10 protein-coding genes are annotated in these 16,678 nt (G+C 70.1%); 4 read left to right on the top strand and 6 right to left on the bottom strand.

Translation table 11 applies throughout. The features are described 5' to 3' along the window. Nucleotides 1-83 precede the first annotated feature (83 nt). The 3 genes from AB0927_RS17985 to AB0927_RS17975 all read left to right on the top strand — a co-directional run bounded on the left by AB0927_RS17985 (nucleotide 84) and on the right by AB0927_RS17975 (nucleotide 2,832). Nucleotides 84-998: a metal-dependent hydrolase gene (locus AB0927_RS17985; RefSeq protein ID WP_366668571.1), complete on the top strand. Its 915-nt coding sequence runs from the start codon at nucleotides 84-86 to the stop codon at nucleotides 996-998. Next, nucleotides 998-2,047, top strand: a complete 1,050-nt coding sequence (locus tag AB0927_RS17980) for a PDR/VanB family oxidoreductase (RefSeq protein WP_366668569.1) — start codon at nucleotides 998-1,000, stop codon at nucleotides 2,045-2,047. The genes AB0927_RS17985 and AB0927_RS17980 overlap by 1 nt, the downstream gene beginning before the upstream one ends. A 68-nt stretch (nucleotides 2,048-2,115) precedes the next feature. After that, nucleotides 2,116-2,832: a TetR/AcrR family transcriptional regulator gene (locus AB0927_RS17975; RefSeq protein WP_366668568.1), complete on the top strand. Its 717-nt coding sequence runs from the start codon at nucleotides 2,116-2,118 to the stop codon at nucleotides 2,830-2,832. Nucleotides 2,833-2,836: 4 nt separating this feature from the next. Here the strand turns inward: AB0927_RS17975 and pulA are convergent, their stop codons facing one another. From pulA to AB0927_RS17945, 6 genes are all read right to left on the bottom strand, one after another. Then, nucleotides 2,837-8,248 (bottom strand): pullulanase-type alpha-1,6-glucosidase, encoded by a 5,412-nt coding sequence (gene pulA, locus AB0927_RS17970; RefSeq protein WP_366668592.1) that lies wholly within the window; start codon nucleotides 8,246-8,248, stop codon nucleotides 2,837-2,839. A gap of 192 nt (nucleotides 8,249-8,440) precedes the next feature. Beyond that, nucleotides 8,441-9,814 carry an alpha-amylase family protein gene (locus AB0927_RS17965; RefSeq protein ID WP_366668566.1) on the bottom strand — a complete coding sequence of 458 codons (1,374 nt, stop codon included), beginning with the start codon at nucleotides 9,812-9,814 and terminating at the stop codon, nucleotides 8,441-8,443. Nucleotides 9,815-9,949: 135 nt separating this feature from the next. Further along, nucleotides 9,950-11,662, bottom strand: a complete 1,713-nt coding sequence (locus AB0927_RS17960; RefSeq protein WP_366668564.1) for a glycoside hydrolase family 13 protein — start codon at nucleotides 11,660-11,662, stop codon at nucleotides 9,950-9,952. 240 nt (nucleotides 11,663-11,902) lie between these two features. Beyond that, on the bottom strand, nucleotides 11,903-12,808 hold the full coding sequence (locus tag AB0927_RS17955; RefSeq protein ID WP_366668563.1) for an ABC transporter permease subunit: 906 nt from the start codon (nucleotides 12,806-12,808) through the stop codon (nucleotides 11,903-11,905). Nucleotides 12,809-12,827: 19 nt separating this feature from the next. Further along, entirely contained in the window at nucleotides 12,828-13,832 is a 1,005-nt protein-coding gene (locus tag AB0927_RS17950; RefSeq protein WP_366668562.1) for a sugar ABC transporter permease, read from the bottom strand. 105 nt (nucleotides 13,833-13,937) lie between these two features. Next, complete coding sequence (locus AB0927_RS17945) at nucleotides 13,938-15,209, bottom strand: extracellular solute-binding protein (RefSeq protein WP_366668561.1); 1,272 nt, start codon at nucleotides 15,207-15,209, stop codon at nucleotides 13,938-13,940. A gap of 379 nt (nucleotides 15,210-15,588) precedes the next feature. Here AB0927_RS17945 and AB0927_RS17940 point away from each other — a divergent pair, with 379 nt between their 5' ends. Further along, a complete protein-coding gene (locus tag AB0927_RS17940; RefSeq protein ID WP_366668560.1) occupies nucleotides 15,589-16,623 on the top strand; it encodes a LacI family DNA-binding transcriptional regulator in 1,035 nt (344 codons plus the stop codon). Nucleotides 16,624-16,678 lie beyond the last annotated feature (55 nt).

The following is a 16,678-nucleotide window of genomic DNA, read 5'->3' as shown; positions in this document are numbered from 1 at the left end:
CCGCGCGGGCGTTGCTGACGCCGCCGTAAACAACCCGCGCCGGAAGCCTTCTCAGAGCGTGTACGCGTCAGTACATTGACGCCATGTCTAATACGCAGGCCCGGCCGGTGGAGTCCGAGCGCGTCGCGCTCAAGGCCCGCAACGTGTCCTTCTCGTGGGAGGACACGCCGCTGCACTGGGTGCCCGGCGACCCGTTCACCACGCACACCATCAACGTGCTGCACCTGCTGCTGCCCGCCGGCGAGCGCTGGTTCGTGCACGTCTACAAGCAGGCGCTGCCCCTGATCAGGGACGAGCGGCTGCGCGAGGACGTCATCGGGTTCATCGGGCAGGAGGCCATGCACTCCCAGTCCCATGACGAGGTGCTGCCGCACCTGCGCGAGCAGGGCCTCGACCCGACGCCGTACACCGCGCAGGTCGACTGGTTCTTCGAGAAGCTGCTCGGCGACCGCACCCTGCCGCCGGGCCGGGCGCGCCGCTGGTGGCTGCTGGAGCGGGTGGCCCTCATCGCGGCCATCGAGCACTACACCGCCTTCCTCGGCGACTGGGTGCTCGGCGCGGCCGAGCTGGACCGGCGCGGCGCCGACCCCACCATGCTCGACCTGCTGCGCTGGCACGGGGCGGAGGAGGTCGAACACCGCTCGGTCGCCTTCGACCTGTTCACCCACCTGGACGGCAGCTACCGGCGCCGGGCCCGCACCTGGGCGAGCGCGTTCTCCGCCCTGTTCTTCCTGTGGCAGCGCGGGGTCCGCTTCTTCATGGCGAACGACCCGACCCTGACCGACCCCAGCTCCTCCTTCAAGGACTTCTACGACCGCGGCCGCGAGGGCGTCCTGCCCGGCACCGGCGCCATCCTGCGGTCCATCCCGCGTTATCTGGGCCGGGACTACCACCCCTCGCGCGAGTTCTCCACCGCCCAGGCCGTCGCCTATCTGTCCGCCTCCCCGGCCGCGCTCGCCGCGGAGCGGGCGGAGCGTTCCGCGAAGGGTGCCGCCTGATGCCGAAGCCGCGTACCGTCCTGCTGATCGCGGGCGCCGCCCTGCTCGCCCGCGGCGCCCTGCGCCGCCGCGTCCAGGTCTCGCCGCTGTGGCCGATGCCCGCGCTGGACCCGCCGCTCTCCGGCCGGCCCCGCTCGCGGGCCCTGCGGCTGCTGCTCACCGCGCACGAGCGGGTCGCCGACGGGGTCGTGCGACTGCGCCTTGAGGGTGCCGGGCTGCCGCGCTGGACGCCCGGGGCGCATCTGGACCTGGTGCTGCCCTCGGGCCTGGTGCGGCAGTACTCGCTGTGCGGGGACCCCGAGGACACCTCGTCGTACACGATCGCCACCCGGCTGGTCGAGGACGGGCGGGGCGGCTCGCGGGAGGTGCACGAGCAGTTGGCCGAGGGCATGGAGCTGGAGGTGCGCGGGCCGCGCAACCGGTTCCCGCTGGTCGAGGCCGGGTCGTACGTCTTCGTCGCGGGCGGGATCGGCATCACCCCGGTGCTGCCGATGCTGCGCTCGCTACCGGAGGGCACGGCGTGGCGGCTGCTGTACTGCGGGCGGTCGCGGGCCTCGATGCCCTTCCTGGAGGAGGTGCGCAAGCTGGCCGGGGACCGGCTGACGGTGGTCGCGGAGGACGAGGACGGGCGGCCGGACCTGGACGCCCTGCTCGCCGGGGTGGCGCCGGGCACCGCGGTGTACTGCTGTGGTCCCGAGGGGCTGATGGCGGCGGTCGCGGAGCGGGTGCCCGAGGGGGCCGAGCTGCGGCTGGAGCGGTTCGCGCCGCGCGCCTCGGCGGACGGGAACACCGCGTTCGAGGTCGAACTGCGGCGCAGCGGGCGGACGGTGACCGTGCCGGCCGACTCCACCGTGCTGGCCGCCGTGCGCCGGGAGCTGCCGGGCACCGTCTACTCCTGCGAGCAGGGTTTCTGCGGGACCTGCCAGCAGCGGGTCCTGGAGGGCGAGGTGGAACACCGGGACGAGCTGCTCACGGACGCGGAGCGTGCCGACTCGATGCTGATCTGTGTGTCGCGGGCCCGCGGCGAACGCCTCGTGCTCGATCTGTGACGGAATGATGGGAACACCGGTTCGGGTCCGGACCGTTGACGGCCGGATCCGATCGGTAAGGTGTTCGTATGAGTACCGGGGTTCGCCGCAGGATGGGCGTCGAGGAGCGACGGCAGCAGCTGATCAGCGTCGCCCTCGACCTGTTCAGCCAACGCTCGCCCGACGACGTCTCCATCGACGACATAGCGGCGGCCGCGGGCATCTCGCGGCCGCTGGTGTACCACTACTTCCCGGGCAAACTCAGCCTGTACGAGGCCGCGTTGCGGCGTGCCTCCCAGGAGCTGAAGGCCCGCTTCACCGAGCCCCACGAGGGTCCGCTCAGCGCCCGGCTGCTGCATGTCATGCACCGCTTCTTCGCCCATGTGGACGAGTACGGCCCCGGCTTCTCGGCCCTGATGCGCGGCGGCCCCGCGGTGCCCGCGAACGGCGCCCGCGAGAAGGAACACGTCTCGGCCACCAACGCGCTGATCGACGACGTACGGCAGTCCGCCTACGACCAGATGCTCGCCCACCTCGGGATCGCCGAGGCGTCCCCGCGCCTGGAACTCGTCGTCCGCTCCTGGATCTCGCTCGCCGAGTCCACCGCGCTGATCTGGCTGGACGGCCGCCGCGTGCCGCGCGAGGAACTGGAACTCCAGCTGGTGCACGACTTCGCCGCCCTGGTCGCGGTGAGCGCGACCAGGGACGCGGGCATGGCGGACGTGCTGCGCACCATGCTCAAGGACGAGCCGGCCGACGGCCCCTTCGCGGAGCTCGTCGGCCGGCTCACCGCCCTGGGTTCCTGAAACCCTAGGACCGGGTGAACACCGCCACGGTCCTGGCCGGCACCGTGAAGGTGCCCGTGTCCGCCGCGTAGCCGGAGGTCTTCACCACCGGGTCCGCGCCGGACGCCTGCACCGGGTGCAGGTGGTACGACGTCCCGGCCAGGCCGGAGACCGTCTGCTTCCGCTCCTGCGGGGTGGCGTTGAAGACGACGACCAGGTCACCGAGGGTCATGGTGATCACGCCCGGCGTCTCGTCCTTGCCGGACAGCGGGAAGGACAGCTTGTCCTGCACCTGCCCCGCCGTGCCGAGCGAGAACGCCTCCTCCGTCGTACGGATCCGCAGCAGGTCCCGGTAGGCGGCCGAGGTGCCCTCGATCTGCGGGCAGCCGACCTTGACCGAGGTCAGCAGCGGCGTGGCGTAGGACCACTTGTCCTGGTTGTCGGCCGCCATGGGCAGGCCCCGGCCGAAGCCGTTGCCGTCGGCGCAGTTCCAGTGGATGGCGTTGAACCAGTCGCCGCTGTCGAAGGAGTTGCGGTCCAGCGACTTCGAGCGCAGCAGATCGGTGCCCGCCTGCGAGAGGGACGGGCCCTGCGAGAGGGCCGCCGTGGCCATCGACAGGACCTGCATCCGGGCCCGGTCCGCCGCCGACGTGTCCTTGGGCAGCTTGTAGGCGAGCGCGTCGAACAGGGACTCGTTGTCGTGCGCGTCCACGTAGGCGAGGGCGTCGCCCGGCGCGTCCGCGTATCCCGCGGGCGAGCCGTTGTAGTCGACCTCCGCGCCCGTGACCTCCTTGCCGTCGGTGTCCGTGAAGTGGTACTTGGCGAGGTTGCCGGTGAGCCCGACCTTGATCAGGTCCTGGTAGTGCAGCAGCCGGGCCTTCTGCTCGGCCGCGGTGCCGTTCGCCGACGAGCCGTTGGGGTCGGTGTACAGACCGGAGCCGAAGCCCTGGACGCCGGGGTCGGAGTCGAAGGGGCTGCCGCCGCGCACCGCGTCCCGGGCCCGGTCGGAGAAGGTGGCGATGCCGGTGCCGGCCATGTTCGCCTGCGTGGCCTGCACGAAGCGGGCGTTGTCGGCCACCTCGCCGAAGTTCCAGCCCTCGCCGTACAGGATGATCTTCTTGCCGTCGACGCCGTCCTTCTCCGGGGTGAGCGCGTCGAGCGCCTTGCGCACCGCGAGGATGTTGGCCTTCGGGTGGTGGCCCATGAGGTCGAAGCGGAACCCGTCGACCTTGTACTCCTTGGCCCAGGTGACGATCGAGTCCACGACCAGCTTGCCCATCATCGCGTTCTCGGGCGCGGTGTTGGAGCAGCAGGTGGAGTTGGCCACCGAGCCGTCGGCGAGCAGCCGCTGGTAGTAGCCGGGCACGATCTTGTCCAGGACGGAGGTGTCCGCCTGGCCGCTGGCCGAGGTGTGGTTGTAGACCACGTCCATCACGACCCTGAGGCCGTCCTGGTTGAGCCCCTGCACCATCTGCCGGAACTGGACGGTACGCGCGGTGCCGTCCGGGTCGGTGGCGTACGAGCCCTCGGGAACGGTGAAGTGGTACGGGTCGTACCCCCAGTTGTAGGCGTCCTTCGCGGCGCTCTTCGCCACGCAGGCCTGCTGCTGGTCGGAGTCGGCCGGGTAGGCGGCGAGGTCGCAGCCGGGGCTCTGCTGGTCGGCCTTCTTCTCGGGCACGGTGGCGAAGTCGAAGGCGGGCAGCAGGTGCACGTACGACGTCCCGGCCTTCGCCAGCTCCTTCAGGTGCCTGGAGCCGTCGCTGTTCCGGTCGGCGAAGGCGAGGTAGGTGCCCTGGTCCTTGGCCGGCACGGTCTTGTCCGCGACCGAGAAGTCCCGGACGTGCAGTTCCTGGATCTGCGCGTCCTTCAGCGGTACGGCCTTGGGCTTGCGCAGCGTGGACCAGCCGCTCGGGGCGAGGGACTTGTCGTCCAGGTCGGCCACGACGCTGCGCTCGGAGTCCGCGGTGAGGGCGACCGAGTAGGGGTCGGTGACCTTGTTGGTGACCATCTGGCCGACGCTGGGCGCCCACACCCGGACCACGTACCGGTAGGTCCGGCCCTTCCAGGACGCGGGGCCGGTGACCGACCAGACGCCGGTGGTGTCGTCGCGGTGCATGGGCACGACCGCGCCGTCCAGTTCCAGGGACACGCTCTGCGCGGTCGGCGCCCACACGGAGAGGGTCGGCCTGCCGTCGTGGAAGACCGGGCCCAGCTGGGCCTTGGCGGCGGCCGGGTAGAGGTCGTCCAGGACGCCCGCGGTCTGCACGCCGGTGGCGGCCAGCACGGCGCCGTCGGCGGTGCGCTGGGAGGCGACCAGCTGACCGGTGAGCGCCTCGCGCACCCGGCCGCGGTCACGCGGGTCCACGGACCAGGCGGTGTAGTCCTTCAGATACGGGAACTTCGCCTTCTGGGCGTCCGTGAGGGTGGTCTTCTCCAGCCGGATCCAGCGCTCGTCGTCGCTGGTCAGCGCCCCGTCCTTGGCGGCGATGGAGCCGTCGTGGGAGAAGATCAGCTCGGTGGAGGCGGCGCCGTCGACGCCGTCCCAGGCGACCGTGTCCCGGTCGATCCAGACCGCCTTGGAGGTGGTCAGGTCGAGGGCGGCGGCGCTGCCCGCGGGCTGCGGCAGCAGGTGCTTGTCCTGGCCGTTCAACAGCCACACCTCGTAGCCGTCGGACTTGAAATCCAGGGACTGGTCGGCGGCGAGGTCCTTCTCGTCGCCCTTGTGGATGATGTAGCTGAGGCTGCCGGCACCCGCGGCGAGCGGGACCTCGAAGACCGCGCCATAGGCATCAGTCTTCACCGGCTTCAGCGGGGCCGCCCAGTCGGTGGGGTTCGCGGCACCCGTCCAGACGTGGAGGCCCCAGCCGTCGTAGACGCCGTCGGCGCGGTGGTAGTGGATGACCGCCTTGGTGGTGTCCGGCGCGGGATACGACGCCGGCCGCTGGGTGAGGACGTCGGACTTGCCCTGCTGGACCCAGACCTCGCCCGTCCTGGTGACGTCGATGCTCCGGTCGGAGTCGACGTCCTTGGTCCCGTTCTTGTCCACGACCAGGAAGCCCACGTTCGAGGCGCCCGGCTTGACCTTGACGTAGGCGAAGGCGCCCCAGGCGTCCCGGCCGGTGAAGGGATGCCCGGCCGGCCAGGTGGTGGCCTCGCCGTCGGCGATGTCGCCCCAGGCGTACAGGCCCCAGTCGCCGTAGTCGCCGTCGGCGCGCTGGTAGTGGACGATCACGTAGTCGCGGGAGGAGGCCGTGGGCGGGGCGGGCGCGGGCACGGTGCCGGTGGTGCTGTCGGCGGTGGCGCTCGCGGTGTGCCCGGCGCTGTCGGTCACGACGGCCTTGTAACGCAGCGCGGTACCTGCCGGGACCTTGGCGCCGAGGGCCTGGGTGACCTGGTACGGCGCGTGGTCGGCGGAGCCGAGGACCTGCCACTTGCCGTCGCCGACCTGGGCGGCGAACACCACCCGGTTCAGCTGCCCGCCCTCGACGTCGGCGCCCACGGTCACGGTGCCGGTGGCGCCGGCGGCCGGGGCCTTCAGGGTGAGGGTGGGCCGGGTGGCGGGCTCGGCGAGGGTGCCGGACGCCTTGTAGACGACGGCGGACTCGGCCGGGACGGTGACGGTGACCTGGCGGTCGCCGTCGGAGGTCACGGAGCCGGTGGCGCCGTAGACGCCCCGGTACGACATCCGGGCCGAACCGGTCGCGAAGGTGGCCGACCTGGCCTCGCCGGCGTTGTTGAACGCGACGACGTACTCCTGGCCGGTCGCGGCGTCGGTGCGGGTGAACGCGTAGATCCCGGCGCCGTCGGCCGCGTACCGCTCGGTCTGGACGCCGTCGGTCAGGGCCGGGTTGGCCTTGCGCAGGCCGGACAGCGCGGCGATCTGCCGGTAGAGCGGCGCCTGCGTGTCGTACGAGTCGCTGGCGTGGGTGCGGTCGGTGCCGATCTCGTCGTCCGCGAGGTAGCCGGGCACCTTGGAGGCGAACATGGTCTGGCGGGCTGCCTTGTCGCCGCCGTTGCCGGTGAAGCCCTGTTCGTCGCCGTAGTAGACGACCGGGTTGCCGCGGCTGAGGAACATGACCTCGTTGGCCAGTTCGTCCTTCTTCAGCAGCTCGGCGTCCGAGGCGTTCGGGTTGTCCTGCTTGAGGAAGTACCCGATGCGGCCCATGTCGTGGTTGCCGAGGAAGGTGACCTGCTCGTACGCGTTGGCCCGGTCGGTCGTGTACTTGTAGTCGTCACCGAGGACGCCCGCCAGCTTCTGCGCGCTCGCGCCCTGGGAGGCGTAGCCGCGGGCCGCGCCCTGGAAGGGGAAGTCGAGGGTGGCGTCGAGGCGGCCCTGGGTGACGAACGGGGCGGTGACCGAGGTGTCGCTGTCGAACACCTCGCCGAACATGAAGAAGTTCTTCCGGCCGTGCGCCGCCGCGTACTGGTCGAGCGCGGTGGCCCACTGGGTCCAGAAGCCCAGGTCGACGTTCTTGGCGGTGTCGATGCGGAAGCCGTCGACGGCGAAGTCCTTCACCCACCGCTCGTAGATCCGCTCCATGCCGTGCACGACCTCGGGACGCTCGGTCCACAGGTCGTCCAGGCCGTCGAAGTCGCCGTAGGAGCCGGACTCGCCGGCGAAGGTCGAGTCGCCCCGGTTGTGGTACATCGTCGGGTCGTTGAGCCAGGCCGGGACCTTGGACTGGCTGGTGACCTGCGGGGTGTACGGGAAGGAGGCGTCGGAGACGGCCGGGAACCCCTTGCCGCCGTCCGCGTAGTCCGCGTCGTCGAAGGGCCTGCCGTCCTTGGTGAGGTACGGGTAGGCGCCCTTGGCGCGGTAGTCGGAGGAGTTCTCCTTGTTCGTGACGACGTCGGCGGTGTGGTTGGTGATGACGTCGAAGAAGACCTTCATGCCCTTGGCGTGCGCCTTGGAGATGAGGTTCTTCAGGTCCTGGTTGGTGCCGAAGTGCGGGTCGACCTGGGTGAAGTCGGTGATCCAGTAACCGTGGTAGCCCGCCGAGGCGTTGGCGCCCGTGCCCTGCACCGGGATGTTCTTGAAGATCGGGGCGAGCCACAGCGCGGTGGTGCCGAGGCCCTTGATGTAGTCCAGCTTCTGCGTGACGCCCTTGAGGTCGCCGCCCTGGAAGAAGCCCTCGTCGGTGGGGTCGTAACCGGTCGTCATCCGCGAACCGGTGAGCCCGCCCTCGTCGTTGGACTTGTCGCCGTCGGCGAACCGGTCCGGCATGACGAAGTAGAACTGCTCATGGGTGTCGCCGTGCCGGGCCGGCTGGGCCGCGAGGGCCGCGTCCGACGGTGGCGGGGGTGGTGCGGCGGCCTGTGCGGCGCGCGCGGCGAGCGGCTGCACGAGGGCGGCCGTGAGCGCGGCGACGGCGAGGGCCGCGGCTCTCCTGCGGTGGGTGGTGCGACGCCGCGCGGGCGTCGGCCATCTCGGTATCACAGGCAAGAACTCCTTGCGATGGCGGCTCTTTCGGGTCCGACCCCACACCGCGGCTCGGTCTTGGTGCCGGGCGCCCGCGCGACCGTACCGCTCACGAAAGGGTTGCAGCAAGAGTCGTGAAAAAGTCGGCAAGGAATTTCAAATACCGTGGCCCGCACCGCCATGGGGGCGCGGTGCGGGCCGACTCCCGATTCAGCAGGAGGACTTGCCGGCGTAGATCGCCAGCGCGGTGTTCGGGGCGACCGAGGCGGTGAACCAGCCGGTGCTGTTGACCGTCACCGTGGTGTTGTTCTGCACGTTGCAGTAGGTGCCGGCGGGCAGCGAGGTCTGGAACGAACGGCTGGCCGTCGTGCCCTCGTGGTTGATCACCACGTAGCCCTTGCTGCCGCGGCCGAAGGCGATCAGGTTGTCGCCGTCGTCCCACCAGTTGGCGACGGCCTGGCCGCGGGTGGCGTTGCGGAAGGCGACCATGGACTTGATCTCCGGCCAGGCGTGCTGGCACTTCCAGCCGTCCTGCCAGCAGGCGTTGACCTGCCCGTTGTTGGGCGGGCCCGCGTCCGCGTCGCTCCACTCGTAACCGGAGTTGATGTCCGGCGCGCCGTAGGGCCAGGCCAGCATGAAGACGTTGGCCAGCGTGTAGTTGGCGCCGTCCTTGTAGTTCAGGGTGGCGCCGTTGCGCTCGGTGTCGTGGTTGTCCACGAAGACGCCGGCCACGTTGCTGGGCATGTAGCCCCAGCCCTCGCCGAAGTTGTTCAGGTAGGCCAGCTTCTCGCTGTTGAAGACGCGCTTGAGGTCGTAGCCGTAGCGGAACTCCTGGACGTCCCCGTTGCCCGTGTACTCGGTGGGCTGCACGGCCTCGCCCGCGCCGTAGATGACCTCCTGCTTCCAGTAGACGCTCGGGTTGGTCAGCCGGCTCTTGATGTTCGCCAGGTCACTGGCGGCGATGTGCTTGGCCGCGTCGATCCGGAAGCCGTCGGCGCCGAGCGACAGCAGGTCGTTCATGTACCCGGCGATCGTCGCGCGGACGTGCTCCGCGCCGGTGTCCAGGTCCGCCAGGCCCGACAGTTCGCAGGTCTGGACGTTCGTGCGGTCCTGGTAGTTGCTGATCGACGTCCTGCAACTGTGGAAGTCGGCATCCGCGTACACACCGGGGTAGTTGTACTTGGTGTACTGCGTGCCGCCGGTGCCGGTGCCGCTGCCGGACGTCATGTGGTTGATGACGGTGTCCACCACGACCTTCACCCCGGCCGTGTGGCAGGTGGAGATCATGTTCTTGAAGGTGGTCCGGTCACCGAGCCGGCCCGCGATCTTGTACGACACGGGCTGGTACGAGGTCCACCACTGGGAGCCCTGTATGTGCTCCTCGGGCGGCGAGACCTGCACGTAGCCGTAGCCCGCGGGGCCCAGCGTGTTGGTGCACTCGCGGGCCACCGAGGCGTAGTTCCACTCGAACAGGACGGCGGTGACGTCCTTGGTGCCGGGCGGGGAGGCGTCCGCGGCAGTCGGGGTCATGACAAGGGCGGCGGCCGCGAGGGCGACCGCCCCGGAGAGCGTCTTGCGTACCATGTGGGGGTTCCTTCGTCGCTGAAGGTGCTTGCTGCAAGATTTCAGAAATCTTGCGGTCACGCAGATGTTAAAGGCCCGCTGCCGGAAAGGCAGCGGGCCGCAGAGAAGTTGATGCAAGATTTTTCGGACGGCCCGTCAGACCGCCGCGGTCCACCACACCGTGGTGTCGGCGGGCACCCTCGCCGCGCCGTCCGTCTCGCTCACCTCACCGCTCGTCAGCAGCACCCGGCCGTACGCCGGGAGCGTCACCGGCTCCCCCGTGGTGTTGGTGACGCACACGAACCCGCCCCGGCGGAAGGCCAGGACGCCCTCGGGGGCGTCCAGCCACTCCACCGTCTCGCCCGCGCCCAGGTCCGGCTGGGACCGGCGGGTGGCGAGGGCGGCGCGGTACAGCTCCAGGGTGGAGCCGGCCGTCCCCGTCTGCGCCTGCACGCTGAGCTCGCCCCAGCACTCCGGCTGCGGGAGCCAGCTGCCGCCGTCGCCGAAGCCGTACGACGAGCCCGTGCGGGTCCACGGGATCGGCACCCGGCAGCCGTCGCGGAAGCCGTCCTGGCCCTCGCCGCGGAAGTACGCCGGGTCCTGGCGCACCTCGTCGGGCAGGTCCACGACGTCCGGCAGGCCCAGTTCCTCGCCCTGGTAGAGGTAGGCCGAGCCGGGCAGGGCCAGCATCAGCAGCGTGGCGGCGCGGGCCCGGCGCAGGCCGAGGGCGCGGTCGCCGGCCGTGCGGATCTGGGTGCCGAGGCCGGGCGGGTTGGCGAAGCGGGTGGCGTGCCGGGTGACATCGTGGTTGGACAGCACCCAGGTGGCCGGGGCGCCGACCGGACGCATCGCCTCCAGGGTGCTGTCGATGACCGCGCGCAGCTCCACCGCGTCCCAGGCCGTCGACAGGTACTGGAAGTTGAACGCCTGGTGCAGTTCGTCCGGGCGGACGTAGTTGGCGGTGCGCTCGACGGTCGGGGTCCACGCCTCGGCCACGAAAATGCGCTCACCGGCGTATTCATCCAGGATCGTGCGCCACTGCCGGTAGATCGCGTGCACGCCGTCCTGGTCGAAGAACGGCATGACATCGTTGCCCAGCAGCTTCAGCTGCTCGCCCGAGCCGAGGTCGGGCAGGCCCTCGGCCTTGACCAGGCCGTGGGCCACGTCGATGCGGAAGCCGTCCACGCCCATGTCCAGCCAGAAGCGCAGGATGGAGCGGAACTCGTCGCCGACCGCCGGGTGTTCCCAGTTGAGGTCGGGCTGCTCGGGGGCGAAGAGGTGCAGGTACCACTCGCCGGGCGTGCCGTCGGGCTCGGTGACGCGGGTCCAGGCCGGGCCGCCGAAGATGGACTCCCAGTCGTTGGGCGGCAGTTCGCCGTCCGCTCCCTTGCCGGCGCGGAAGTGGTAGCGCTCGCGCAGCGGGGAGCCGGGGCCCTCGGCGAGGGCGCGCTTGAACCACTCGTGCTGGTCGGAGGAGTGGTTGGGCACCAGGTCCACGATGATGCGCAGGTCGTGCGCGTGGGCCTCGCGGATCAGCGCGTCGGCGTCCAGCAGGGTGCCGAACATCGGGTCGACCGCGCGGTAGTCGGCGACGTCGTAACCGGCGTCGGCCTGCGGCGAGGCGTAGAAGGGGCTGAGCCACACCGCGTCGACGCCGAGGTCGCGCAGGTACGGCAGGCGGGAGCGGACGCCCTCCAGGTCACCCATGCCGTCGCCGTTGCTGTCGGCGAAGCTGCGCGGGTACACCTGGTAGATGACCGCCTCCCGCCACCAGTCGCGGCGATGGCCCGGGACGGTGGCGGTGGCAGTGTCGGCGACGGAGTCAGTGACGGAGTCTGTGGCCGGGGCGGCGGTGTGCTGCTGGCTCATGGCTTCCTTGGTGGTAACGGAATCGGGTCATGGGCGCGTGGGTGCCACGGGCGCACGCGGGGAACGCGGCCGTGGAGTACGGCGGCGGAGGCGGGCCGGGGAACGGAGTGCGTGGCGGCCGCGATGTCAGCGGGGGCTGGGGGTCCCCCCAGTTCGAGCGAAGCCGAGAACTGGGGGAGGACACCGCGGCCGCCTACCCGCGCGGTAAGGCGCGCGGGAGCCTCGGGTGGTGCGGGCGCGTCAGCCCTTGGTGCCGCCGGAGGTGAGTCCGGTGACCAGGTTCTTCTGCACCAGGTAGAAGAACAGCGACACGGGTATCGCGATCAGCACCGCGGTGGCGGCCATGTAGTTCCACTCGGCGTCGTGCTCGCTGACGAAGGTCTGCAGGCCGACGGCGAAGGTGTACTTGGAGTCGTCCAGCATGAACGTGGTCGCGAAGGCGACCTCGGCGACCGCGGTGATGAAGTTGTAGAAGGCCGCGACGGCCAGGCCCGGCCGGGCCAGCGGCAGGATCAGCCGGAAGAAGGTGCCGAAGGGCGTGAGTCCGTCCACCCGGCCCGCCTCGTCGATCTCGATCGGGATCGTGTCGAAGTAGCCCTTGAGCAGCCAGGCGCTGTACGGCACCGCGGTGGTGCAGTTGACGAGGATCAGCGCCCAGTAGGAGTCGATCAGGCCCAGGTCGCTGAAGATCTGGTACATCGGCACGATCAGCACGGAGATCGGGAACGCCTGCGTGAGCAGCAGGACCCACATCAGCTGCTTGTGGCCGGGGAAGCGCATCCGGGAGACCGCGTAGCCGGTGGTCGCCGCGAGCAGCACACCGACGAGGGTGGTGCCGAGGGCCACGATCATCGTCGACTTGAACCAGCTGAAGAACTCCGTGTGCTGGAGCACGAAGCTGTAGTTGGAGAAGCTCATCTTCCCCGCGATACCGCTCGGGTGCAGGTAGTCGTTCTTGTCCGGGCCGAACGAGAGGTAGACCAGCCAGGCCACCGGGGCCAGCGCGATGAGGCTCGCGACGATGAGGCCGGCGTGCAGCAGGGCGGTTCCGAGGGGGCCGCGCTCGCCCGGACGGCGTCCCCGGCGGGCGGGCTGCGCGGCGGAGGCCGGTGCGCCGGCCCGCTTTTCGAGGGTGGTGGTGCTCATGGCGGCGGCTCCTGCGGCGTCAGACGGCGAGCTGGTCATTGCGCTTCAGCCAGCGGAAGTAGAAGGAGGTGAAGACGGTGACGATCGACAGCAGCAGTACGCCGTAGGCGGCGGACTGGGCGAAGTCGCGCGGCTGCTGGCCGAAGCCCAGGTAGTAGGCCCAGGTGACGAGGATCTGGGCGTCCGGGGCGCTGGTCGGACCGAACAGCAGGAAGATGATGGCGAACTGGTTGAAGGTCCAGATGACGCCGAGCAGGACCACCGTGGAGCTGACCGAGCGCAGACCCGGCAGGGTCACGTGCCGGAAGCGCTGCCAGGCGGTGGCGCCGTCCATCTTCGCCGCCTCGTACAGGGTGGTGTCGATGGACTGGAGGCCGCCGAGCAGCGAGAGCATCATGAACGGCACACCGCACCAGGTGTTGACCATGATGGCGGCGAAGCGCTGCCAGAAGGTGTCCTCCAGCCACTGCGGCTGCGGCAGGTGCAGCGCGTGCAGGATCTGGTTGAGCGCGCCGGAGTCGGCGAGCATGATCCGCCAGGAGAAGACGGTGACGAAGGTGGGCACGGCCCACGGCAGGACCAGCAGCACCCGGTAGAAGGTGCGGCCGCGCAGCTTCTGGTTCAGCATCAGCGCGAGGCCGAGGCCGAAGGTGTAGTGCAGGGTCACACAGGCGACCGTCCACACGACCGTCCACACGACGTGGGACCAGAAGCGGTCGTAGGACAGCGGGCCGAACAGGATGTTCTTGTAGTTGTCCAGACCGACGAACTTGTAGGTCGCCGCGATGTGGTTGACGCCGATGGTACGGGCCGAGTTGAGGCTGTTGGCGTCGGTCAGGGTGAGGTAGAAGCCGCGCACCAGCGGGTAGCCGACGAGCACGGCGAGCACGATGACCACCGGGGCGATCATCGCGTAGGCGTACCAGTATTTCTGCAAGCTGTTCTTGATGCGCTGCCCCAGGCCTGGCCGAGGCGCGCGGTCACCGCGGCTCTTGCCGGTCGCGCGGTCGATGGCGACTGTCATGGTTCGACACCTTCGAGTGGTTCAAGGATGAGGCCGGGGGCCGGGCACGTGGCGGTGGCCGCCGGCTGCCTCCTCGTGGGTGAGACAGCCGGCGGCCGACCGGGCTTACTTGCTGAAGTCGGGGACCAGCTTGCCGATGGCGATGTCGGCGTTGCTCAGGCCCTTGTCCAGCGACTCCTTGCCGCTGGCGATCTTCGGCAGCTCGGTGTCGAGCGGCGCCCACAGGGAGCCGTACTCGGGCAGCGCCGGGCGGGGCTGGGCGGCGGACAGCACGCCCTGGAAGCCGGCGGTACCCGGGTCGGCCGTGACCTTGGCGGTGTAGGCGTCCGAACGGGTCGGCAGGGTGGAGTTCTTCAGGGCGATGGTCTCCTGGGAGGAGGCCGACGTCATGAAGTTGACGAACTTCAGGGCCGCCGTCTGGTGCGCCTTGTCGGAGCCGGCGTAGACCGAGAGGTTGTGACCGCCGGTCGGGGCCTCCGCCTTGCCGGTGGAGCCGGCCGGGACGACCGCGACGCCCAGGTTGGACTTGTCCTTGAAGGCGCTGCCCTTGTAGATGTTCGTGTTCTCCCAGGGACCCTGGATGATCGAGGCGACCTTGCCGCTGGAGAACGCGTCCATGATGTGGGCGTAGGCGTCCGGGGTGGTGTCGGCCTTGTGCAGACCCTTGCCGGAGAACAGGCTCAGCCAGGTGCCGTACGCCTTCTTGGCGGCCGGCGAGGCCACGGTGACCTTCTTGGCGTTGACGTCGACGGTGTCGGTGCCCTCGCCGTAGAGGAACGGCTGGCCGTAGTAGCCCGCGGTGGAGCCCCAGTAGCCGTCGGCGCCGGTCTTGTCCTTGACCTTGGCCGCGTCGGACTTCAGCTCGTCCCAGGTCTTGGGCGGCGTGGTGATGCCGGCCTTCTTGAACAGGGCCTTGTTGTATACGAGGGCCAGGGTGTCGGTGACCAGCGGCACGCCGTAGGTCTTGCCCTGGAACTGCGCCTGCGTGATCAGGTTCGGCTCGAACTTGGCCTTGTCGGCGAGGGCCTCGGTGCCGTCCAGCGGCAGGAAGTAGCCCTTCTTGGCGAAGGCGGGGGTCCAGCCGACCTCGGAGCGCAGCACGTCCGGGGCACCGGAGGCACCCGCGGCGGTGTCGAACTTGTTCTGCGCCTGGTCGAAGGGCACGTTGACGTACTTGACCTTGATGTTCTTGTTGGCAGCCTCGAACTGCTTGACCAGGGTCTTGTACGTCGGCGCCTCGTTCGTGGCGTTGGAGGTGTCCCACCACGTGATGGTCACCGGCCCGTCCGACTTGCTGTCGCTGCTCCCGCCGCCGCAGGCCGTCGCCGCGAGGGCGAGGGACGCCACCAGCGCGGAGGCCGCTATGCCACGCCGCATGAGTTCTCCTTGAGGGTTAAGGCCCGTTTGGTACAGGGGGCGGTCCCGCCCGCCCCTGTGACTTGCCGACTGCGCCGTTGCCAGCGGCCGGGCGACCAGGAACGTAACAGCGTTGAAAGCCGTGCGAAAGACCTTGCAGAAAAAAAGTGCAAGAGAACAGGATGGTTACCCTGCCGTGACCGGCTCTCGATCTGCCCGCAACCGCACAATGGAGCCGGTGAGGCGTCGGCAGCCGACTTGTGCAAGACTCTGCAAGCTCTTGCCACCACGAACTCAAGGGAGCGCAATGAGGCAGCAACCCGCAGGGGGGCGTTCGACCGGGCGCACCCGGCGCGCGAGCGGTGTGCAAGGTGAGAGACGGCCGGTACAGTCCAGTGGCGTGACCACACGGCTTGCCGATATCGCAGCGCAGGCGGGGGTGAGCGAAGCGACCGTCAGCCGGGTCCTCAACGGGAAGCCGGGCGTCGCCGCCACCACCCGCCAGTCCGTGCTCGCCGCGCTCGACGTGCTCGGCTACGAACGGCCGGTACGGCTGCGCCAGCGCAGCGAGGGCCTGGTCGGGCTGATCACGCCGGAGCTGGAGAACCCGATATTCCCGGCCCTGGCCCAGGTCATCGGCCAGGCGCTGACCCGCCAGGGCTACACCCCGGTGCTCGCCACCCAGACCCCGGGCGGCTCCACCGAGGACGAGCTGACCGAGATGCTGGTGGACCGCGGGGTCGCGGGCATCATCTACGTCTCCGGACTGCACGCCGACACCACCGCCGACATGCAGCGCTACGAGCGGCTGCGGGCGCAGGGTGTGCCGTTCGTACTGGTGGACGGGTTCTCACCCAGGGTGCAGGCCCCGTTCATCTCCCCCGACGACCGTGCCGCGATGGCGCTCGCGGTGACCCACCTGGTCTCGCTGGGCCACACCCGGATCGGGCTGGCGCTCGGGCCGAAGCGGTTCGTGCCCGTGCAGCGCAAGATCGAGGGCTTCCTGCGGGCGATGCAGGACCAGTTGGGGCTCGGCGCCGAGATGGTGGAGCGCGAGCTGGTGCAGCACTCGCTGTACACCCTGGAGGGCGGTCAGGCCGCCGCGACGGCGCTGATCGACCGGGACTGCACCGCGGTGGTCTGCGCCAGCGACATGATGGCCCTCGGCGCCATACGGGCCGCCCGGCAGCGGGGCCTGGAGGTGCCCCGGGACGTGTCCGTGGTCGGCTTCGACGACTCCCCGCTGATCGCCTTCACCGACCCGCCGCTGACCACGGTCCGCAAGCCGGTCCCGGCGATGGGGCAGGCGGCGGTGCGCACGCTGCTGGAGGAGATCGGCGGTACGCCCGCCCCGCACAGCGAGTTCGTGTTCATGCCGGAGCTGGTGGTGCGCGGGTCGACGGCCTCGGCGCCGCATCTGCTGCGCACCTCGTAGGAGGCGCGGCCGCACGGCTCGCAGAAGGTGCGGCGCGGACCCGGCCTTGGGATGA

Source organism: Streptomyces sp. NPDC048106 (assembly GCF_040706415.1).
In the GTDB taxonomy this organism is placed as follows: domain Bacteria; phylum Actinomycetota; class Actinomycetes; order Streptomycetales; family Streptomycetaceae; genus Streptomyces.
Note: the sequence above shows the minus strand (reverse complement) of the source record. Positions and strands in the feature narration are given on the sequence as shown.